This window comes from Olsenella absiana (assembly GCF_036408855.1).
Classification (GTDB): domain Bacteria; phylum Actinomycetota; class Coriobacteriia; order Coriobacteriales; family Atopobiaceae; genus Olsenella_K; species Olsenella_K absiana.
This window is the reverse complement of sequence record NZ_JAZGJQ010000004.1, coordinates 60,291-82,541: the sequence shown is the minus strand read 5'-3', so window position 1 is coordinate 82,541 and position 22,251 is coordinate 60,291. Positions and strand designations below refer to the sequence as shown.

12 protein-coding genes and 1 pseudogene are annotated in these 22,251 nt (G+C 63.2%); 8 read left to right on the top strand and 5 right to left on the bottom strand.

What is annotated here, in order from left to right; genetic code table 11:
* Positions 1-495: 495 nt before the first annotated feature.
* Positions 496-918: pseudogene (locus tag VXJ25_RS05215) on the top strand (arginine repressor); the annotation flags it as partial.
* A 473-nt stretch (positions 919-1,391) separates the two neighbouring features.
* On the opposite strand, the gene VXJ25_RS05210 reads toward VXJ25_RS05215, so the two are convergent.
* Positions 1,392-3,644 carry a transglycosylase domain-containing protein gene (locus VXJ25_RS05210; protein WP_330958155.1) on the bottom strand — a complete coding sequence of 751 codons (2,253 nt, stop codon included), beginning with the start codon at positions 3,642-3,644 and terminating at the stop codon, positions 1,392-1,394.
* Between the two features lie 206 nt (positions 3,645-3,850).
* Here VXJ25_RS05210 and tyrS point away from each other — a divergent pair, with 206 nt between their 5' ends.
* The 3 genes from tyrS (at position 3,851) to VXJ25_RS05195 (ending at position 8,015) form a co-directional block, all read left to right on the top strand.
* The gene (gene tyrS, locus VXJ25_RS05205; RefSeq protein WP_330958154.1) at positions 3,851-5,065 is read left to right on the top strand and encodes a tyrosine--tRNA ligase; all 1,215 of its coding nucleotides are present in this window, start codon (positions 3,851-3,853) and stop codon (positions 5,063-5,065) included.
* A gap of 91 nt (positions 5,066-5,156) precedes the next feature.
* Positions 5,157-7,700, top strand: coding sequence for a U32 family peptidase (locus VXJ25_RS05200; RefSeq protein WP_330958153.1), 2,544 nt, complete (start codon positions 5,157-5,159; stop codon positions 7,698-7,700).
* A gap of 60 nt (positions 7,701-7,760) precedes the next feature.
* Entirely contained in the window at positions 7,761-8,015 is a 255-nt protein-coding gene (locus VXJ25_RS05195) for a NifU family protein (protein WP_330958152.1), read from the top strand.
* A gap of 166 nt (positions 8,016-8,181) precedes the next feature.
* Here the strand turns inward: VXJ25_RS05195 and VXJ25_RS05190 are convergent, their stop codons facing one another.
* Positions 8,182-10,077, bottom strand: a complete 1,896-nt coding sequence (locus VXJ25_RS05190; protein ID WP_330958151.1) for a glycosyltransferase — start codon at positions 10,075-10,077, stop codon at positions 8,182-8,184.
* Positions 10,078-10,335: 258 nt separating this feature from the next.
* On the opposite strand from VXJ25_RS05190, the gene VXJ25_RS05185 reads away from it, so the two are divergent.
* The gene (locus VXJ25_RS05185; protein WP_330958150.1) at positions 10,336-11,262 is read left to right on the top strand and encodes a glycosyltransferase family 2 protein; all 927 of its coding nucleotides are present in this window, start codon (positions 10,336-10,338) and stop codon (positions 11,260-11,262) included.
* Positions 11,263-11,285: 23 nt separating this feature from the next.
* On the opposite strand, the gene VXJ25_RS05180 is transcribed toward VXJ25_RS05185, so the two are convergent.
* Positions 11,286-11,720 (bottom strand): hypothetical protein, encoded by a 435-nt coding sequence (locus tag VXJ25_RS05180; RefSeq protein WP_330958149.1) that lies wholly within the window; start codon positions 11,718-11,720, stop codon positions 11,286-11,288.
* Positions 11,721-11,804: 84 nt separating this feature from the next.
* On the bottom strand, positions 11,805-12,911 hold the full coding sequence (locus tag VXJ25_RS05175) for a hypothetical protein (protein WP_330958148.1): 1,107 nt from the start codon (positions 12,909-12,911) through the stop codon (positions 11,805-11,807).
* 356 nt (positions 12,912-13,267) lie between these two features.
* On the opposite strand from VXJ25_RS05175, the gene VXJ25_RS05170 reads away from it, so the two are divergent.
* Positions 13,268-14,176, top strand: a complete 909-nt coding sequence (locus VXJ25_RS05170; RefSeq protein ID WP_407941915.1) for a glycosyltransferase — start codon at positions 13,268-13,270, stop codon at positions 14,174-14,176.
* Positions 14,177-14,423: 247 nt separating this feature from the next.
* Positions 14,424-16,061: a hypothetical protein gene (locus VXJ25_RS05165; RefSeq protein WP_330958146.1), complete on the top strand. Its 1,638-nt coding sequence runs from the start codon at positions 14,424-14,426 to the stop codon at positions 16,059-16,061.
* 168 nt (positions 16,062-16,229) lie between these two features.
* Here the strand turns inward: VXJ25_RS05165 and VXJ25_RS05160 are convergent, their stop codons facing one another.
* A complete protein-coding gene (locus VXJ25_RS05160) occupies positions 16,230-18,248 on the bottom strand; it encodes a copper resistance CopC family protein (RefSeq protein ID WP_330958145.1) in 2,019 nt (672 codons plus the stop codon).
* A 606-nt stretch (positions 18,249-18,854) separates the two neighbouring features.
* On the opposite strand from VXJ25_RS05160, the gene VXJ25_RS05155 reads away from it, so the two are divergent.
* Positions 18,855-22,205, top strand: a complete 3,351-nt coding sequence (locus tag VXJ25_RS05155) for an RICIN domain-containing protein (protein ID WP_330958144.1) — start codon at positions 18,855-18,857, stop codon at positions 22,203-22,205.
* Positions 22,206-22,251 lie beyond the last annotated feature (46 nt).

Below are 22,251 nucleotides of genomic sequence, written 5' to 3'. Positions count from 1 at the left end.
TGCGACCGTCGTTCGAGTACTGCATGTTTGCTCCAGGCTATTCGGCAGCGGTCAGCTGAGTGGTTGCAAATGGCGTATTTACCATCATATTCCTGCCAGTGGGGAGTGACCAGCACGCGCCCGGGCGACTTGCCCCGCGCGGGGCCGTCGGCGGTCACGGGATAGGGCGGGCGCAGGAGGACGGCAGGATGTAGGCCGCGTTGGATATTCGGGGGCGCCTTCGTGTGGCGGAATCGGCGACGGGAGGCCTCGCCGTGGTCCCGGCGCGCGCTTTTATGCGCAACTCGATGGCGTAGAAAGGAAAAGGGCCGAATACTCGAATTATAGGTAAAGCAATTAATACAACATGATTAAATCGAGTATACGACTGCTTGTATACTCGAATAAGAAGAATTAGTTTTTGTCCTACAAGGCAAGTTGAGGGGCCTCAGGTTCCTATTCACGTTATCTCAGGTACGCCAGGGCGAAAGGTCGTGTGCTTTGGAGGTAGGTCCGATGGTCAAGAAGCGAAATGTCCGACAGGACGCAATCAAGTGGATCGTCCGCAACAAGTCGATCCGTACGCAGAAGGCTCTCGTGGAGGAGCTGCGCCTGGCGGGCTACGCCTGCACCCAGGCCACGGCCTCGCGCGATATCTCCGACATGGGGTTGCGCAAGCTACCGGAGGGCGTCTACGTCCTCGCGGAGGACCTGCATCTCCAGCGCATGGTCGCAGAGTTCGTCTTCTCGGTCGAGCACATCAACAACGAGGTGATCGTGAAGGCGCAGTCCGGTACGGCCCCTGGCATCGCCGCCGCCATCGACGCGGCGGACATGCCGGAGATCGTTGCCACCATCGCCGGCAACGACACCGTACTCGGCATCTGCCGCTCGGAGGAGAAGGCCGTGGCAGCCGAGGGCATGATCAAGAAGCTCCAGCATCCGGACGGGAAGTCCAAGCTCATGGGCGACCGCCGCGAGGGGCCGGTCGTCTCCATTCCCGAGGACCTGCGCGAGATCAGCGACGGCACCGCACCCGCATCCTCCGCTGCTGCGCCTGGGGCCGAGGCCGAGTCGCCTGCCGAGGCGGAGGCGCACGACGAAACCGAGGAGCCGGCCGAGGTAGGGGCGACGGATGCCGACGCAGGGGAGAAGGCCGTGGAACCCGATGCCGAGAGTGCGGAGTCTGATTCCGCCGATGTGCTCGAGGGCCTTGCTGACTCCGGCTACAGCGAGCCCTCCGACTCGGAGGGAGAGTAGCCGGCAATCGGCCATGGGCCGAAGGCAGGGGGCCGCACTGCCGCAAGCGTGCGAGAAGATCGTGAGACAAGAGAAGCGGGGCCGCGTCGTCTTCGACGCGGCCCCGCTTCCTCGATTCGTCTGCCTGGTTGCTGCGAGGCCGTGACCTCGCGCTAGTAGCCGGTCCCGGTGCTGCCCGTGCCCGTCCCGGTGCCCGTTCCCGAACCCGTACCGTAGCCGCCGCCCGTGCCGGAGCCCTCGCCGTAGTTGCCACTGCTCTCGGTGCCGTAGCCGTTGCTGCCGTAGGTGCCGTTCCCACTACCGTAGCTGCCGCTGTTGCCGTAACCGCTGCTGCTGCCGTAGCTGCCGCTGTTGCCGCTGTTGCCGCTGTTGCCGTAGCCGCTGGAGTAGGACCCGTCCTCGCTGCCCGTGGTGCCGCTCGACTCGTTGCCGTAGGTCGTGGAGGACTGCGTGCCGCTGTTGTCGCTGATGTAGGTGTTCTTGAGGTTGAACGAGGAGCTCGACTTGTAGTCGATCTTCTCGTCGGTCTTCGGGAACTCCTGGCGGTCTACGCCCTCGAGCGCGGAGTTCATGAAGTCCGCCCAGATCAGGCACGAGGTGGTGTAGGGGTGCCCGTAGGTGCCGTGGATGTAGACCGTGGCCTCCTGGCGGTAGCCGCACCACACCGCGACGGACAGCTGCGGGGAGTAGCCCACGAACCACAGGTCGCGGTAGTCCTCGGAGGTGCCGGTCTTGCCAGCCACGGGCTGGTTGATGCCGAGCATGCCGTTGACCACGTTGGCCGTGCCGTTGCCGCTGGTGATGACTCCCTCGAGCACGTCGGTCGCGGTCTGAGCGACGGCCGGGTCCACGGTCTGCTCGGGGTTGTCCTCGTGCTCGTAGACGGTGTTGCCGTTGCGGTCCTCGATCTTGGTGATGGCGACCGTGTCGCGATGGACGCCGCCCGTGGCGAGCGTGGCGTAGGCCTCGGCCATCTGGATGGGCGGCACGCCCGTGGTGCCGAGCGTGATCGAGGGGTAGGAGGGCAGGTCCACGTCGACGCCCATGTCCTTGGCGGCCTGGACGATGCTGTCCGCGCCGATGGCCACGGCCACCTGGCCGTAGGCGGTGTTGGAAGAGCGCGCCGTGGCCTCGCGCAGCGTGATGGTGCCGTAGCTGTAGTTGCCGAAGTTCTGCACCTTCCACGTGCTCGTGATCTGCATGGGCGAGTTGGCGTTGATGTAGATGTCGGGACTCATCCCCGCGCGCAGGGCGGCCACGAGCGTGAACGCCTTGAAGCTGGAGCCCGGCTGCCTCTCGGCCTGCGTCGCCAGGTTGTACTGGTTGGACGAGTAGTCCCTGCCTCCGACCATCGCCTTGATGTAGCCCGTGCCGGGCTCCACGGCCACGAGGGCGGAGTCGAGCTCGGCGTTGCCGAACGACGAGAGGCGGTTCTCGACGGCGTCCTGCGCGGCCTCCTGCATGTTGGGGTCGAGCGTGGTGTAGACCTTGAGGCCGCCCTGGAAGACGGTGTCCTGGTCGAAGTCCTGCAGGAGCAGGGACTTGACGTAGTCCGTGAAGTAGGGGTAGGTGCCCTGCGGGTCGATGACCTGCCCCTGATTGAGCGTGAGCGGCTCCGACTGGGCCTCGTCGTGCTCCTCCTGGGTGATGTCGCCCGCGGTGAGCATGCGGTCGAGGACCGTGTTGCGGCGCTGGATGGCGGCCTCGGGGTTCTCGGTGGGGTCGTAGTAGGACGGCGACTGCGGCAGGCCCACGAGCAGCGCGGCCTCGGCCAGGGTCAGGTCCTTGGCGTCCTTGTTGAAGTAGGTGATGGAGGCGGCCTGGATGCCGTAGGCAGAGTGGCCGTAGTAGATGGTGTTGAGGTACATCATCAGGATCTGTTCCTTGGAGTACGTCTTCTCCATCTGGATGGCGATGTAGGCCTCGCGCACCTTGCGCTTGAGGGTCTGCTCGAACTGCTCGTCCGAGAGGACCGTGTTGCGCACGAGCTGCTGCGTGATGGTGGACGCGCCCTCGGAGCCGCCGCGGAAGGTTACGAGGACCGCGCGGACGATGCCCTGCGGGTCGACGCCGTTGTGCTGGTAGAAGCGGACGTCCTCGGTGTCCACCGTGCCCTCGAGCACGTAGGGGGAGACCTGGTCCTTCGTCACGCTCCTGCGGTTCTGCAGGTAGTACTCGGCGATCACGTTGTTGTTGGCGTCGTAGACCTGCGTCGGCTCGGAAACCAGGTAGGCGTCGGCCGAGTTGTAGTCCGGCAGGTCCTGCAGCCAAGAGTCGACGAGCGTGCCGACCGAGACGGCGAGTGCGATGAAGAGTAGCGCTATGAATCCGAGCACGCCTGCCAGGCCGAAGCCGATGATGTGCGTGCGGGAATGCTTGCGTGCCCTGCGGGTACGAACGCTCATGGTGCCTCCTTATTGACAGCCAGAAACCATTATACGAGAGCAGGGGGCAAACTCGCGAATCGCGCGGGAGAACAGAGCTTGTGCATAAGGCTTGGAAGACGTGGCGGCGCGGCCGCCGCGGCGCGCTCCGTTGGGATAAAGTAGGTGCCTGTGAGCACGTCCCCGGCGGACGGCGAGGGGACCAGAGGAACATGGAGGGCAGAGCGTTGCTGCCAGTAGAAGAACAGCTGAAGGTCATCACCTCGGGCACCATGCAGATCGTGCCTTTGGACGAGCTCAAGAGGAAGCTCGAGAAGGGCACGCCGCTCAACATCAAGCTCGGCGTCGACCCCACGAGCCCGGACCTCCACCTCGGCCACGCGGTGCCCCTGCGCAAGATGCGCCAGTTCCAGGACCTCGGCCATAACGTCACGCTGATCATCGGCAACGGCACGGCCCTCATCGGCGACCCGTCCGGGCGCGACTCCACCCGCCCGCCGCTGACGGAGGAGCAGGTCGAGGCCAACGCCCAGACCTACGTCGAGCAGGCCATGAAGGTCCTCGACCCCGAGAGGACCCGGATCGTCCACAACGGCGACTGGCTGAAGCCGCTCGACCTCGCTCAGATGCTCAAGCTCATGAGCCAGTTCAACGTGGCGCGCATCCTCGAGCGCGAGGACTTCCACAACCGCTACACCAACGGCCTGCCCATCTCCCTGCACGAGTTCATCTACCCGGTTCTGCAGGCCTACGACTCGGTGGTCGTGAAGGCCGACGTCGAGATGGGCGGCAACGACCAGATCTTCAACCTGCTCGCCGGCCGCGACCTCATGCGCGCCATGGGCATGGAGCCGCAGGTCGCCCTCACGATGCCCCTGCTCGTGGGCACCGACGGCACCAAGAAGATGTCCAAGAGCTACAAGAACTACGTGGGCCTCACCGACGAGCCGGCGGACATGTTCGGCAAGCTCATGAGCATCACCGACGAGCTGGTGCCCATGTACTACCGCCTGTGCTCCACCTTCCCGATCGAGAAGATCGAGGAGGTCGACGCCTCCTTCAAGGATGGCACGGCCGACCCCTACAAGCTCAAGCGCGCGCTCGCCCGCAACATCGTGGACCTCTACCACGGCGCGGGCGAGGGTGAGAAGGCCGAGCGCGCCTTCGACGACCTCTTCAAGAAGCACGAGATCCCCGACGACGTCCCCGAGTTCGCCTGCGACCTCACGCCCAACGACGAGGGCAAGGTCTTCCTCGCCAAGCTCCTGGTTGAGGCCGGCCTCGTCAAGTCCACGAGCGACGCCCGCCGCATGATCGACCAGGGCTCGGTCAAGGTCAACGGCGAGAAGCTCGCGCCCAAGAGCTACAACGTCGACCCCGCTCTGCTGGTCCCCGGCACCGTGCTGCAGGTCGGTAAGCGCCGCTTCGTGAAGCTCGTCTAGAGTTCGGCCTCCGCACCCCAAGGGCGTGGCTCCCCCTCGCCTCGAGCGCTACATTGGTAGACTGCCCGAGACCCAAGAGGGAGCCACGCCCATGCCATCCATGCAGTTCCGTTCCAGCCACGCCGTGCCCGAGCTTCTGGCGCCAGCCGGGGGCCCGGAGCCCTTCTACGCCGCGCTCGCGGCGGGGGCGGACGCCATCTACTGCGGCCTCGGCAACGACTTCAACGCCCGCCGCGGCGCCCACAACTTCGACGACGACTCCTTCCGCGAGGCCTGCCGGGTGGCGCACCTCGCCGGCGCGCGCGTCTACGTCACGCAGAACGTCGTCATCAAGACGGAGGAGATGCCCCGCGCCCTCTCCCTGCTGCGCCGCGCGTGGCTGCTCGGGGCGGACGCCTTCATCATCCAGGACTGGGGCCTCATGGCCGAGGTGCTGCGCCGCTGGCCCGAGGTGGAGGTCCACGTCTCGACCCAGGCCAATGTGCACGACGCCCGCGCCACGGCCTGGTGCGGCCGCCTCGGCGCCAGCCGCGTGACGCTCTCGCGCGAGCTCTCGCTTGCCGAGATGGCGAGGATCGCCGAGACGGGCGTGGAGCTCGAGGCCTTCGGCCACGGCGCCATCTGCTTCTGCTACTCCGGCGTCTGCATGATGAGCTCGCTGGCCGGCGGGCGCTCGGCCAACCGCGGCCTCTGCGCGCAGCCGTGCCGGCTCCCCTACGACCTGGTGGACGAGGAGGGGAGGAGCGTGGAGGCCCCGGGGCGCGGCCGTCCGCTCTGCCCCAAGGACTTCTGCAGCCTGGACGACGTCGCCGCGCTGGCCGAGGCCGGCGTGGGCTCGCTCAAGGTCGAGGGCCGCATGAAGTCGCCGGACTACGTGTATGCGGTCATCTCGGCCTACCGCGCCCAGATGGACGACGTCGCCGCCGGTCGCACCCCCACCGAGGCAGCGCTCGCCGCGCGCCGCACGCGCCTCAAGCGCACCTTCAACCGAGACTTCACCGACGCCTACCTCCACGGCCGCTCCGGCGACGAGCTCATGAGCTACGAGCGCTCCAACAACCGTGGTGAGCTGGTCGGCGAGGTCGCCTCCTCCCGCGCGCTCGCCTCAGAGCGCAGGGTCCGCGGCGGCGCCAACGGCGGTCGCGCGCGCCTGCGCACCCTGAGCAAGGCCGAGACGCGGATCCGGCTCCAGAGGCCCGTCGGCGCCGGCGACCTGCTCGAGGTCCGTCCCCAGGACGACCCCTCGCAGTTCCTCACCACCTACGCCGAGGCGGACGCCGCCGCCGGCGAGACCATCTCCTGCACGACGGCCCGCCCCATGCCGAAGGGCAGCCTCGTCCGCGTGATCAGGAGCCAGGAGATCATGGACGAGTCCGCCCGCGCGGCGCGCCCCGAGGCCGCACCCAAGCGCCCGGTGCGCGTGCGCGTGACGGCGCGCCTCGGCGAGCCCTTCTCCGTGGGGCTCTCCACGCTCGACGGTGCCTTCTCCGCCGAGGCCACGGGCTTCGTGGTGGAGGCGGCGAGGACCCGCGCGGTGGGCGAGCAGGACCTCGTGGAGCACGTCGGCCGCATGGGGCAGAGCCCCTTCGCACCCGCCTCCTTCGAGGTGGAGCTCGACCCAGGCTGCGGCATGGGCTTCTCGCAGGTGCACAAGGTGCGCGCCGAGGCCTGCCGCAGGCTCGAGGCGGCGATCCTGGCGGCCTACGACTCCCGCGAGCTCTCGCCGGCGCCCGACTCCATAGAGGTGAGCAACGACCTGCGCGAGGTCCGCGACGAGGCGGGGGTTCCCAGGCCGGGCGTGGTCCACGAGGGCTTCTCGCCGCGCGCCGAGCCGGAGGTCTGCGCCATCGTTTCGGACGCGGCCTCGGCCGAGGCGGCGCTGGCGGCGGGCGCGACCAGGGTCTACGCCACGACGGACGCTCTCGAGGCGGGGGAGTGGCCCGAGCGCGTGCTTGCCGCCACGGTGCCCGTCCTGGACGAGGTCTGTCGCGAGGCGGACCACGAGCGGCTCGACCCCTACGTGCGCCCGGGCGCGCCCGTCGCGGTGGGCAACGTCTCCGAGCTGGTGCTCGCGCGCGAGCGCGGGGCCCGGGCGGAGCTGCGCACCTGCATCCCCGTGCACAACGAGTCCGCCCTGGTCGCGCTCGAGGCCGCCGGGGCGGAGGGTGCCTGGCTCTCCCCGGAGCTCACCTTGGACGAGGTGTGCGACCTTGCGAGAAGGACCTCGGTGACGCTGGGCCTCGTGGTGCTCGGCCGCCCGCGGGCCATGACCAGCGAGCACTGCGTGCTCCAGGCGACGGGGAGCTGCTGCCACGACTGCGCGCGCTGCCCCTGGCGCAAGCGGAGGGTCTCGCTGCGCGACAGGGACGGGAGCCTGCTGCCGGTGCGCACGGACGTCCACGGCCGCTCGCGCATCTACGCCGCGCACCCGCTCGACGCCACGCCGCAGGCGGACGTCCTGGTCGGGGCGGGGGTAACCCGCCTCGCCGCCGACGCGACGCTGCTGGGTCCGCGAGAGACCGCGGCGGCGGTCGAGCGCGTCGCGCGCGCGGTGGCGGCTGCGCGCGAGGGAAGGAAGCCTGCAGGTCGTATGCAGGGTGCCACGTCGGGGCATCTTTTCTCCCCGATTGGGTAAACTGTTACGCAATTGGTAGGAATTAGCAGCCGCACGCGTGCGGCGTCGGAAGGGGAAGCAATGGCAGAGGAAAGCAAGCCCAAGGTCAACCGCGAGCTCCTGGAGGCGACGATCGACGTCATCCGTCAGAGCCTGCAGGCGGACGGTGGCGACGTGGCGCTCATCGACTGCGACGACGACGGCGTGGTCACCCTCGAGATGCAGGGGGCCTGTGCGGGCTGCCCGCTCTCCGAGTACGACATGAGCGACGGCATCGAGCGCATCCTGCGCGAGCACGTCCCCGGCGTCACCCGCGTGCAACCCGCGATCTTCTAGGGGCGAGGACGGCTGGCCACGGGAGGTCAGCAAAGGACCGATCCTCGGGAGAAGGGCGTCGAGCAGGACGTCATCTCCTGAGGCAGTGCGAGAGGAAGCAAGCGGGCCGGCACCCCCGAGGTGCCGGCCCGCTCTCTGCCCGTATGGTCTCGCGTGCTTCTCGCACCTAGTCCAGGTCCAGGTAGCGCTTCCAGTAGTCGACCGAGGTGAGGAGCGGACGCGCAGCGGCGTACCTTCTCTTGAGCTCGGGCCCCTCGCTCTGGCAGCGCTTCACGTCCTGCTGGTAGCGCTGCCAGAGCGCCTTGCCGCGCTCGTTGTCCCTGTGGCGGATGACGCCGGCCTTGAGCTGGATGTTCACGGCGACGACGGTGTCCACGCCGAAGAGCGCGCCCATGGGGTAGGACCAGCCGGTGGCCTCGACGAGGGCGACCTTGCCCTCGATCGGCTTGAGGTCGCCGAAGAGCTGGCCGTTGAGCGAGCTCTCGAAGAGGCGCCGGTTGAAGGATCCGGCGAGCCTGCCGGCTACCCCCTGCCCACCGAGCGGGATGTCGCGGAAGAAGTCGTCCGCGCGCAGGCGGTCGAAGTCCACCCCGACCTCCTTGGCGAGCTCCGCGAGCTCTGAGAGGGGAAGGAGCCTCTCCTTGCTCCTGTTGGCGTCCATGAAGCGCCGCTCGGCCACGTCCCTCTGGGCGAACCACTCGGGCCCGCGCAGGTAGTCCTCCAGGCCCTCGCAGATGAGCTCGGCGTCGGCGTAGTTGAACTTTGAGAGCTCGCGGCGCATACCGAGGTCGAGCTCAACGAGGAAGTCGGTGTCGGGGGCGACGCCCGTGGTCGCCTGGATCACGAGGCCGTTGCGGGCGGTCTGGTAGCGCTCCTGCGCGGCGCTGTAGCGCATGAAGAAGGCCAGGTGCCAGATGCAGATGCCGTTCATGTTCATAAAGCGCGGCTTGCAGCGCAGGCCGTACTCCGCGTCGTCGAAGCGGACGAAGAGGGGCAGCGGCATGCCGTTCTCGCGGATGGTGGAGACGGGGATGCAGCAGTACCACCAGGCGGCGTAGCGCTGCTTGGTGTCTGGGTAGAGGTCCTCGGCGGGCTCGAAGGCCTCGCAGGTCGCGCAGTCGTGCAGGAGGCTCATGCGGAAGATGGGCTTCAGAGACTTGCAGACGCCGTTGTAGGTCATGAAGCCGAGGTTCTCCCAGTGGATGTCGGGCTCGTCGTAGTTCATCATCGCGCCGGAGACGAAGGCGTCCGCGTACTCGTCGTTCACGATGGTGAGGAGGTTGTAGGTCCGCTTGATGCTCTCGGGAGAGACCTCAACGTCGTCGTCCATCATGAGGACGTGGGTGACGTCCTGCTCTTGGGCGAGGAGCATGCCGTAGGCGAAGCCGCCCGCGCCGCCCACGTTCCTGTTGGGGTAGACGGTCACGCCGTCGCCGGAGAGCGCCGCCGCGTCCAGGGTGCGGCCGTTGTCGATCACGTACATCCGGAAGTGCTGGGAGATCGCCTCGTCGCCGCCGAGGATCTGCTCGCGGACGAGGTCGATGTTGTGGGTGATGTAGGACTCCTTCTTGAAGGTGGTGGTGGAGAGGGCGAGCTCGACCTCCCTCACCGCCCCGTCCTCGACGGAGGCCGCGTAGTAGCCGTTGCGGAGAAGGACCTCGCCCTCGGCCTCGATAACGAAGCCCACGATCACGTCGGTCGGGGCGTAGGAGAGCTCGATGTCCACGGGGACCCACTCGTCGCTCGCAGCGACGTCGACGCGCGTCTTCTCCTGCGGGCGGGAGTAGTAGTCGTAGGTGTCGACGCAGGTCTGGGTCACCCGCGCCGCCGCGCCCTTGAGCTCGAGGTGAAGGTGGTAGGACCTCGCCGTGGTGTAGCGGTCGTACTTGATGACCGAGAGGCCGTTGAAGAAGGTCGTGAAGTCGAAGGTGCCGGGGCCGGAGAGCCTCCAGCCCTCCTCGGCCTCCTCGGCCGCGCAGGTGGTCCTGAGGTAGAGCGCCGGCGCGGTCCGATACTGGCGGGTCTCCTCGAGGAGGACGTTGGCTATCCGTACCTTCTGCATGCGCTACCTCACTCCGTCTCGCGGCTCTATCTGCTACCGAAGCATTCTAGGATACGCGATGCGCAGGCCGGACGTTCCATCCGGCAATCTACGGGTTATCCGCATGTAGGTAATGCGATACTGTCATCTACGGGTCTTCCTCCGTGGGGAAGGCATCAATTCGGATTGGTACTGCAATCGCTAGGGGGGACCTTGGGACATCGATATCTCAACAGCGTCGGCGCGAGGGGCGAGACGACCCCGCCAATGCTCTGCATCGTGGTTCCTTGCTACAACGAGGAGGAGGTGCTCCCGCAGTCGAGCCGCGTTCTCGCCCACGTGGTCACCTCCCTGGTATCTGCGGGGAAGGCCTCCCCGGAGAGCAGGGTCCTCTTCGTGGACGACGGCTCGCATGACGCGACCTGGGACATCATCCGTGGTCTCAACGGCGACGACCACGTCTTCGCCGGCATCAAGCTCGCGCACAACGAGGGACACCAGCGCGCCCTCTACGCGGGCCTCATGGAGGCGCTGGACCTGGGCTGCGACGTGTCAGTCTCCATCGACGCCGACCTCCAAGACGACGTGGACGTAATCGAGCGGATGGTGGACAAGTATCAGGCTGGCGCGGAGATAGTCTATGGAGTCCGAGACAACCGTGACACGGACACCGCCTTCAAGAGGAAGAGCGCGGAGTCCTACTACCGTCTCATGCGTCGGCTGGGCACCGAGGTCGTCTACAACAGCGCCGACTTTCGCCTCATGAGCTCGAGGGCGCTTGTCGCACTGTCGCAGTACGGGGAGGCCAACCTGTTCCTCCGCGGCATCGTCCCGTCGCTCGGGTTCAAGACCGACACCGTCACCTACGCGCGCAAGGAGCGCCTTGCCGGCGAGTCGAAGTATCCCCTCAACAAGATGGTCGGTCTGGCGGTCGAGGGCATCACGTCCTTCTCGACCAAGCCGATGAGGGCCGTTACTGCCGTGGGTCTCGCCTCGATGCTCTTCGCGATCGCGATGCTCGTCTACGCGATCGCGAGCTGGGCTTCGGGTCACGCCGTCGCGGGCTGGGGGAGCCTCATGGTCTCGATCTGGCTGGTCGGCGGTCTCGTCATGACCGCCCTGGGGATAACGGGCGAATACGTTGGGAAGGCATACCTGGAGACCAAGCGGCGCCCCCGCTACATCGTCGAGGAGGAGCTGGACTAGCTGGCTCCGGACGCAAGGGCGTGCTAGCGCCGGTGGGACCTCGTGTTGGGTACGTTGGTAAAAGCCCAGGCGTAACCCGCTGCGGCGAGTGGGGTCATGAGCGTCACGAAGGGGAGGATGTGGACGCTCTTGGCCTCCCAGAGCAAATAGCAGGCGAATCCCGCCATCACGGCGCAGCAAAGCATGAAGGGGACGTCGCCGTCCTCGGACCTTCGTTCCCGCAGCATGCGCACGGCTTCGAGGACGGCGCCGATGTAGATCGCGGACTGGAGCCCGTCCAGGAACGTCAGTGAGGGGCCGCTGCTCAGCAGGCCGACGTCAGCCGGTTCCCCCTCTGCGTTCGTGTTGTACTTGAGGTACATGATGGACTGGTACGTGGGCTCTGCCCACTTCCTCTCGAGCTTTCTCGAGAGGAAGGACGAGAGCGTGCCTGGGTTCTCCGCATAGCCACCAAGCACGTCTCTGAGCCGCTCGCCGAGAAGCTCCTTGGTAGCTTCGGTGTCTCGCTGGGTTTCGTCCCATGCGTCCAGGGCGTCACCGTCCTACCACCCAGGCTGGTCGTTGATTCCCGTCGACCCAGTGAGGCCGATTTCCAACCACGACACGGTCGGCAGGCCCTCGCCGTAGTCGATTCCGGTGGCATGCTCGAAGTACGTCTTGGGCAGTCCCGCCAATGCTAGCGCCAGGACGAGCACGAGGGCTGACAGGCCGAACCCCAGCCACTTGCCCCTTCTGGCTGTGAGGACGAACCATGCCGCGACCATGCCGAGGGCGATGACCTGGTACGTGGACTTGATTGCAAGGCCAACGCCCAGGGGGGCGATCGACGCTAGCTGGTAGAGCAGGGTGCCCTTGCCGTCCTCGGCGCGGAAGGACTTCACCTGGAGGAGAAGGTACAGGCAGGTCAGGGAGAACCCGACTGAGTTCCCGTAGGGGAAGGTCGCAAGGATGAAGAACGGGGCGTTGAGTCCCATAAGCACGGGGGCGCAAACTCGCTCCGCCTTGGATTCCGTCGCTTCCCACACCAAGAGCGTGAGGGAGAGGAGAGCGACCTCGTTAGCGACTACGTTGCAAAGCCCGAGGGCGACTACGTTGCCGGCGCCGAAGAGCTTGAACACGGCAAGGAAATAGAGGAAGCCGCCTATCTGATACGGATAGAACCGAAAGTACGTGTATGCAGAAGGGACGTCAGGAGCGAATTCAGAATGCTCCGCAGTGGGGAGAAAGCTGTCCCAGTCTCCGCTGGAGGCGCGTGACGCGTACTCGATGAGGCTGTGTGCATCCGGGAAGATGTGGCCCGTGGAATGCGCGGAGAGAACCACGAGGCAACCAAGCGCGCTCGTTACTAGAATGACGCCGACGAGCACGGACCTCTCGTTAAGGCGCTCTGACAGGTGACATACGAGGTAGAGGAGACCGCTGACGAGCGCAAGCCAAAGCAGACCGGCGAGCATCAGGCGCGGGCTCGAAAGCCATGACATCGAGGATATAGCCTCGAGATATGGATCTGGATGGAATATGTCGGTGAAGCAGACTGACATGAGGGCGACGTAGGAGAACGTTGCCGTGGTGATGGCCGTCACCAGGCAGAAGAGGACGGAGCCCATCCCGTTGAGTCCTGCGCCCTTGCCGTAGGCAACGTTCTTCATCGCTCTCCTAATGGGTAAAGGTCGCCGTTCTTGTCGCGTCTTTCAGCACCATGCGCAGGGCAACTTGTTGTGAAACAGTATCCCATCATATCAAGGGTACAGTTGGGGTGCAGGAATGTAGGAGGGCGCCTTACGGCGCGCAGATGCTGCGGGCGTCCATCTGCCGGCTCGTCCGGCCGTTCAGAGACGCATTCGGTTGATGGAGAATCCTGCCCTGGCCTTCCCCATGGGAGAAGGGCGCTACCTTCTTCGCTACCATGGGTGAGCTGACAGAGCCTGTAGCCAGGCAATCGTAGGACGGGTCCAACTAGGGTTGTGACGGAGCGCATATGGGAAACCCATCTATCGCAGTGCTGGTGCCTTGCTATAACGAGGAGCTCACCGTGGGCAAGGTGATCGACGACTTCCACAGGGTGCTCCCCGAGGCGGACATCTGGGTCTACGATAACAACTCCAGCGACAGGACCGGCGAGATAGCGCGCGCCCACGGCGCCCACGTCAGGTTCGAGCCCCGTCAGGGCAAGGGCAATGTCGTGAGGCAGATGATCAGGGACATCGACGCCGACTACTACCTCATGGTCGACGGCGACGACACCTACCCGGCCGAGGAGGCGCCGAAGCTCCTCCAGCCCCTCTTCGACGACGTGGCCGACCACGTGGTGGGCGACCGCCTCTCTAACGGCACCTACGGCGAGGAGAACAAGAGGGCCTTCCACGGCTTCGGCAACGACCTCGTCAGGTGGCTCATCAAGGTCCTGTACGGCTTCGAGTTCAACGATGTGATGACCGGCTACCGGGCCTTCAACCGCGTCTTCGCCAAGACCCTGCCGGTCCTCTCCCCGGGCTTCGAGATCGAGACCGAGCTCTCCATCCACGCGGTGGACAAGCGCTGGAGGATCTCGCAGGTCCCCATCGACTACCGCGACAGGCCCGAGGGCTCGGAGTCCAAGCTCAACACCTTCTCGGACGGCGCCAAGGTCCTGCGCATGATCTTCTCGCTGCTCAAGGACTACAAGCCACTGAGCTTCTTCTGCATCCTCGCGCTCGTCGCCATCGTCATCGGCCTGATCCTGGGCATCCCGGTGGTGGGGGAGTTCATGGCCACCGGCCTGGTGCCGAGGATCCCGACGGCCATCCTCGCCGTCGCCTTCTGCGGCCTGGGTTGCCTCTTCTTCACGTGCGGCCTGATCCTGGACACCATCGTGAAGGGCGCGCGACGCCAGTGGGAGATCGACGTCGTCAGGGCCTATGAGGACGGGAAGTAGTACTTCGTCAGGAAGACATTCCGAGTGCTTTGCCAGTGCGTCGATGAATGCTCTGACAGGAAGATCCTTTTGCGCTTAACTAGAATGAAATAAATTGCTGATAGAAAAATCTATATCGCAATATAACCGAAACTATAAAAGTGAAACCTGGAAATGATAGTGTTACGCTTCAGATTCAAAGCATGTAGAGTTGAGATACAGAACTAGGCAAGGGTTATTAGTTTCTAATCCTGTTGAGGGGAAAACTGTGAATAAGAGAGATAGCATACAAGGATATGTGTACTGTCTGTCTGTAAAAATTATCACCTACACTGCACTAGCCCTCACTGGGATGCTTTCTGTCATCTCCATGCTCGTCACGACCTCGGCTGATTATTCAGAGAGCTCCTATACGGTTTCATTAGCGAAATGTATTCCCACGCTTATCGGAATCATAATAAGTGTGGCAGCAATATTGATGGTGAAAAAAAATGAGAAAACAATCCCATCCGTAGAGAAAGTAGAGGCCGCTGGTTTCATGTTCGGTCTCGTTGCTTCGACTCTCTGGATTTTCATCGCTAACACTGAGCCAGTTTATGACTCCGCCTCCCTTATACAGGCTGCGCAGGCGTTGCTGGGTAATCAAGAGTATCAAACAACATGGATGCATGGCGGATATATGTGGCGATATTCGTTTCAAACGCCTTATGTCCTGCTAATCGTTGCTGCAATCAAAATAGCGGGAGAGAATTTCAACATACTGCTTCAGTTGTCTAATGCCTTTGCGAATGCCTTTACCATCCTACTGCTAGTTCGCATAACCAATAAACTGTCAAGCTCGAAGGTTGCGCCTCTGATAGCACTACTTCTGTCAAGTTGCTTTTTTGGCACAATTTACTATTCGACTTGGGAGTATGGAAATCTATTGGGAAATACCTTGTTGCTAGCTTCAGCGGTGAAGTGCATTGAGGCTTTCGATGGTTCCAAAATACAAATTTCCAAAACAATCTCATCGGTACTATTCATGGTTTTCGCATGCCTAATTAAATCAACACTAGCAATTGCGGCCATTGCCCTAGGAATTACTTTCTTTTTACTCGGACTGAAGAGAAAACGTTACGGCTTGTTGCCTCTGCTAGTCATGCCCTACGTGCTGTACTCTCTGGTATTAGGGGCTCTCAACGCGTATGTAGGTTCAATTACGGGATGCGACTTCAGCGGAGAAATTCCCTTGATGAGTCATGTGACAATGGGTACGGGCGGGGGACTTGAATGGGAAGCCGAGATAACTGGCAACGATGAAATAGCTTTTGCAACGGAGATGCCAGGATTTTTTAATGGTTATGTAAACCAGTTAGATAAAGATGAAGAATATTATTCCGTTGCGAATAAGTATTATCTCAAGAAAAGACTCGAACGCTACGAAGAATATCCTGATTTGTTCGCTAGGTTCTTTTGTAAGAAGCTCCTGATTGAATGGACTGATCCAACTTTTGGAAGTCTGATTGAGTCAAACTGGGATCGAGATAGCGTTGATATAGGCGCTAGTACGAGAAGAAGCTACACTGCTTTTGCGAGGTCCTTTTACTATGGTAAAGCGAATATTGTGACAACCGCACTAATGGATATAGACCAGAGCCTTATCGCAATAGGTGCCTTTTTCGAGCTCCTCTCACTTGTCTTTTCACTGAGGGGACACCGTATCAAGTACTCGCAGGGCATTCCAAATATCAGTAATCTCTTCTTGATAATCTTCGTGATAGGAGGTTTCATACTATATATCTTTTGGGAGGATAAGTCTCAATACATAATGCCTTTCTATATTGCAATGCTTCCATACGCCGCATGCGGTCTGTCAGATTTTGCCGACTACTTCTTTGAATGCATGGAGAATGTTGTGCAGTAGTGATTTACTATTAATCAAGTCAGAAATATATGCATGCACTAGTTTGATTCTGCCATATTGAAAAGCCTAGAGTGTCACATTTAGAGTGACAGAAGAAGGGTGATTCGGACACTAAAATGCTCTGACGCTCTTCCTGAATTGGTCTGTTCTGCAGCTTCCACTTTGGTCTTACGAGATGCCGAGGAACCATGTCTCAGCTGACCACCATACTGACGGGTTCGTAATTGTAAGGGCTGCATACCTGTCGGTAGCGAAGAGATTCGCGAAACATAAGACAACTGAGACGCACAGCAAAATCATTAGAGGGAGAAGCGCGAAGTGGCAAGCCTTCATGTTTTCCTGACGTGCATTAGCCCAGGAGCAGTAGGCGATGAGGGAACAGCAGCAAAGGAGCCATGTAAAGTCCGCCTGATAGCGTTGCGTAACAGCGACTGTAGAGTCGAAGATTGCTATTGCCACCGCGATGAAGCTGAGAAGCAGGGGAAGCTTGGAGCCGAACATCCTCTTCAGGTTCGTTCGAGCTTTGGGAGAGAGGAGAAGGAGGATACCAAGCGTGATAAAGGGGAAGAAGGCCAAGATTCCACCGTAATAGGACTCGATAATAATGCCTGATATGGTTCCCATCATGTCTGAGTAGGGTTGAGTGGTGAACCACAGGGTATTTGCATCGAAAAAGGGAAAGCTGCAGTTGGCGATGACGGGTGTGAAGAAGTACATGAAGATGCCGAACAGTACTTGTCTGCTCGAAGTGGTTTTGTGGGCCATGTCGAAGCCCGTCAGGTTGTACTTGTAGCCGAAGTCGAGCGGATTCCCGAACCGGGCGTAGTTCCACGCCATCGCCACGACGCCCATGAGGAGGATGGGGAGGATGGTGAGGGCGGTGTTGAGCGCGGCCGTCCCCGAGGTTCCGAAGAACTCCCGCTCTTCAGGGGGCTTCCTGAAGAACCTGTGCCAGTACAGTGCGAGCGCAATGAGGGAGCAGAGGACGAGCGCGGGACGTGCCAGCAGCGTCGCGCCGACGAGGAGGGAGCCCAGTAGGAGGCGACTCCGCCTCAGGGGCCGTCTGCCGTCGGCATCCGCGGAGATCCAGAGGGCGACCCCTCCCTCCGCCGCTGACACGCCCGAGAGGATTACCTCGTGGTAGACGGTCGGGTAGAAGGCGAGCCATAGCACGCAGGTGCACAGCCACATGGCGAGCATGCCGAAGACGTGCTCGGACACGGATGCATCCCGTCGGAACCTGCTGAGAAGGGCGTTCGCGAGGCAGACGGCCATGACGGTCGCCACGACGGCGAGCGCCGCGGTCGCGGCGTTGTTGGAGAGGTCTGTCCCGGTGATCGCCCGGTAGGGGAGGAAGAGGGTGAGGACGGGGAGGATGCCGTCATAGCTGTAGTAGCGCCCGTCGTAGAACGCATAGTCGAAGAGGTACGCCTCGCCGTTGCTGAGGCTCTCGGACCTCCTGAAGTCGAAGTCGTAGGGGTTCTCCGCCTCGGCGAGCCAAGAGGGCACCTCCTCGTCGATCCAGGCATGGCCCTCCAGCATCGACTCCGCAACATGCTGGAACTGCATCGGGTCGTTATAGGCCGCGAAGGTCTCATTCATCGTGACGTCCTCCTGCGGGCCGCTGACATATGAGGCGGCAACGGAGACGAGGCCGAGGACGACGACCACCCCCGCGGTCACGGTCCTGCGCATGGCCGTGCACTCGAGCCAGCGGGTCCGCGAGGGAATCGAGCCGGGCAGCGCGCAGACGACGAGAAGGCCGATGATTGCGATGAAGATGACGAGGGGCCAGTGAACGACGACGGGGACGGCCTGGTTTGCCTGAAAGCCCTGGGAGAGCGAGATGGTCTCGCCGGCCGTCACGTTGGGGAAGTCCAGCCGGACCGAGTCCACGCCCTCCCTGGTCTCTGGCATGACGACGACCTCGGACGAGGGGTCGCCCGAGAGCAGCCTCTGGGAGACCGGCCCGGTGTAGACGGACGTCCCCTCCGTGCGTGAGGAGACGGTCACGTCGAGCATCCTGCCCGCGTGGAAGCCGAGCGAGTCCCAGACGGTCGTATGCGTGTTCCCCTCGTCTGAAAGACTCATCCTGACGGTGTCGAGGTCGAAGGGCTCCGAGAAGTACAGCGTGACGGAGGGTGCGTCGGAAGTCGCCTGGAAGACGCCACCTGAGGTCTCGTCCACACCTGACAGCTCCATGGACGAGACGGCGGGCGCTGCCTCGAGCGTGCGACCCCATAGCCTCGCCGACGCAGGCAGGACGCAGAGGGCGGCAACGAGCGCAATTGCGAATACCACTACGATTGAGACGAGCGATTTTACGGTGAAGTGGGCGGCGTCAGCACTCGGGGCGGCCTCTCGACCGAAGCCATTCGAGTGCACGTTTCTTGATGTAAAATGCCTGCCACGCGCTGAACTTCCACCAGCCCCCTGTGGCCTGCTGCTTCTTAACACGTATGTACCCCAGACTCAAGCTCCCGCGAAGTGCCTCGGGAGAACGGATGCCTGCTTAAAAATGTAGGAGACAGCGCCAGAGACTACCGAACCACATTAACACAGCGACTGACCTCTTGGTTTTCAGCTACAAGGTTTGGTTATGCAAAGGTTGGTCGACGCAGGCGTAGGCGAGTTCCTCTTCCGTCCGTACTCTGGGTCGCGGCGCCACCTACCGAGTCTCGTGCGCACGCAGGTTCTTCGGGCAGTCGCCTTCGGGCACATTAGGCTTAAACTATCATGCATGTGTCGCTCCTGTGCCTAGATATGATCTTGCGGCCATTCGAGGGGGATTCGATGGATGCGATAAAGAAGGCGACGGCCGCCGCCGTGGTCTCTGTCATCCTTTCCGTGCCTACCGCGGCGTTCGCCGTGGAGGCTGGGACTACGTTCGGCAACGTCAGCGCGAGCGACGTCGTTGCCGCTGCCGCGTCGGGTGGGTCCCGGGAGGGGACTGCGGCCACCGGCGGGACCTCCTCGGAGGTCGCCACGGGCGAAGCCGACGAGGCCGGGGCGTCCGAGACAGAGGTGGCCGTGACGTCATCCGGCGAGCCCGTCTCTGAAGGCGACGACGGCGCGGGTGCTTCCAGTGCGGGCCCCGAGGGCGGGACGGTGGAGGCTGGGAGCGCTTCAAGTGAGGCCGACGGTGCCGCGGGCGAGGCGGTCGCCTCGGACGGGGCCTCCGAGCCCGGGTCGCCCTCCTCGGAGGACGCCCCTGGGCAGTCCTCCGCGATCGTCCCCGATGGCGTGTACGAGATCTCCGTCCAGGACGGCTCCACCAAGAAGAACCTGGACATCCTCGCGGGGTCGGATCAGGACGCCGCGGACGTCGACGTCTTCGACGACAACTCCACCAAGGCGCAGCGCTTCAGGATCAGCCGTGTCGAGGACACCGAGTACAGCGTTATCTATAACGTGGGCTCCGGCAAGGTGCTGGACGTCGCCTGCGGGGAGGCGGCCGCTGGTGCGAAGGTCTGGCAGTACGCCTACAACGGCACGTCCGCTCAGCGCTGGCGTGTCGTCGACAACGGGGACGGGAGCTACACGTTCCTCTCGGCCCTGCGATCGGCCGACGGGGGAGCGCTCGCCCTCGACGTGCGCTACGGCCTCCTGAGCAACGGGTCGCCCCTGCAGCTCTGGAGTGCCAACGGCACCGTGGCGCAGCGCTGGTACCTGGAATCGCCCAGGACGGTCGAGGACGGCGTCTACGGTATAGCGTCCTCCCTTTCAGGAGACCGCTCACTCGACATCGACGGGTCAGGCATGTCCGCTGGCACCAACGCCCAGATCTGGGGGACCAACTCCAGCACCGCGCAGAGGTTCAACGTTCGCTATGACGAGCGGACGGGGTACTACACGATCAAGAACATCGGCTCCGGCAAGGTGCTGGACGTCTCTGGCGCCTCCCATGAGAGCGGCGCCAACGTGTGGCAGTATGACGAGAACGGGACCTGGGCGCAGGCTTGGTCCATCGAAGGTCAGGATGACGGCTCCTACAGAATCGTCTCCGCCAACTCCGGCCTCGCCCTAGACGTCTCCGGCGGCTCAAGCACCGACGGGGCGAACGTCCAGCAGTACGCACCCAACGGTTCGACCGCGCAGAAGTGGGTCCTCGAGCGCAGGGGCGAGCTCCTGCAGGGTCGATACACCATCCACACGAGCGGGGACACCGCCTACGTTCTCGATGACGCGACCGGCTCGCGCGAGGTGGGCGCCAACGTACAGCTCTGGCGGGACAACGGCTCCGCCGCCCAGCAGTTTGAGCTCGTCCGCTACGGCGACGAGGGATACTACGTTGTTCGCAACGTGCGCAACGGGGGTTACCTCACCCTCACCGGCACGGAGCAAGGCTCCAACGCCCTGCAGTGGCTGGCCGGTGAGCAGCCCGAGGACTCCCAGCTCTGGAAGGCAACCTTGCACTGGGACGGCTTCGGCCTCCTCTCCAGGAGCGGACTTGCGCTCGACGTGAACGGCGCCGTTTTCGGCCAGGGGACGAACGTCCAGGGCTACAACGACAACGCCAGCATCGCGCAGAGGTTCTGGCTGCGCACCGTCGGTGCAGCCTCCCTGGGCATCACCAACGTGGGCGCGACCGTCTCGACCCAGGAGGGTGCCGAGGAGCGCATCCTCTCGACGCTGGTCGCTGACTCTCCCTACCTCTTCCTGCCCTCCTGTGCAGACCTCTCCCAGACGGTGCTCACCGCCTTCGTCCCTGGCCGTGGGGGCTTTTACGCCTCTGCCACTCGCGATGACGCCGGGGTGTTCGTGAAGGCGGGTGCGGCGATCGACCTCGTTTCCGGAGGCTTTGTTCGGGACAGCGACGGTGCCTACCGCGTCTTCCTGAGGCTCTCCGAGGGAGACGCCCCGCTCCTCATCCATGTGATGAGGTCTGCCAACGTTCCAGCATTGTTCCTCACGAGCGATGACCCCTTCCTCAAGGGACGTAGCTACGTCGAGTCGAGTACGGACCACTCGCTCAAGTCCGAGGGGAGCATGGTCCTCGCCGAGGTGGACGGGACCGTCACCTACGACGGCAGGCTCGACCAGATCAAAGGCCGCGGCAACAGCACCTGGCTTGCAGAGAAGAAGCCCTATCAAATCAAGCTCGACAAGAAGGCCTCGCTCGTGGACGGCACTAAGGGTAACAAGGCCAAAAAGTGGCTCCTTCTCGCCAACTCCTATGACCGGACACTGCTGCACCAGTTCGTGGCTGCCAGGACCGGACTGTCCATGGGGCTCGTCTCAACGCCAGATTGTAGGACCGTCGACCTGTACTACGACGGCGAGTATCGCGGTACCTATCTCCTGAGCGAGAAGGTCGAGGTCGGCAAGGGTCGCGTGGAAATCGACGAAATCGAGAACGACTCGGTGGACGACGTATCCGTCGAGAGCCATCCCACGGCTTACGGTACCAACTCCTACGGTCGGGAGTACCGCTACGTGACGGGCGTGAAGGCTCCTGCCGACCTCTCGGGCGGCTACCTTCTCGAGCTTGACAACGGCTACTACGCGTCTGAGCGAAGCTGGTTCGACACGAGCATCGGGCACTTCGTGCTCAAGAGCCCGGAGGACGCCTCGGAGGAGCAGGTGCGCTACATCAGCGAGCGGGTCCAGGCGGCGATTGACTCCGCGAGGTCCGGTGACGCGGGCGCTGGCTTCGACGTCACTTCCCTTGCGAGGGTGTTCCTCGTGGAGGAGTTCGCCAAGAACAGCGACTACATTCGCCACTCGTCGACGTATTTCTACAAGGACAAGGGCGAAGATCTCGTCTACGCAGGACCCATCTGGGACTTCGACCAGGGCTTTGGCGTCAGCCCTTGGAACGTCGGCATGGGCTACGAGAGCCCCGAGGGCTTCGCTTCTGAGCACTACGAGTTCTTCCTCGGCGACCCCGCGGTGCGCCAGGAGATCAAGCGGGAGTTCAACGAGAGGCTCAAGCCGTACGTGGAGGGCACGTTGCTCTCTGACAAGGACGGCGGTGCGGGTCTGGTCGAGCGGACTGCGGAGGGAATCGTGCGTACCGCACGGATGGACGGCCTGCTCTGGGACAGGGGAGATGCGGACGACTTCCTCGCTCGCGCCCTGCAGATGCGCGAGTGGATCGCACGACGCATCGCCTGGATGGACGCGACCATTAACGCCTGGTAGGTGAGTTAGGTAGTGCCTGACAGGCGCCTGGCCCACAGGGTATCCT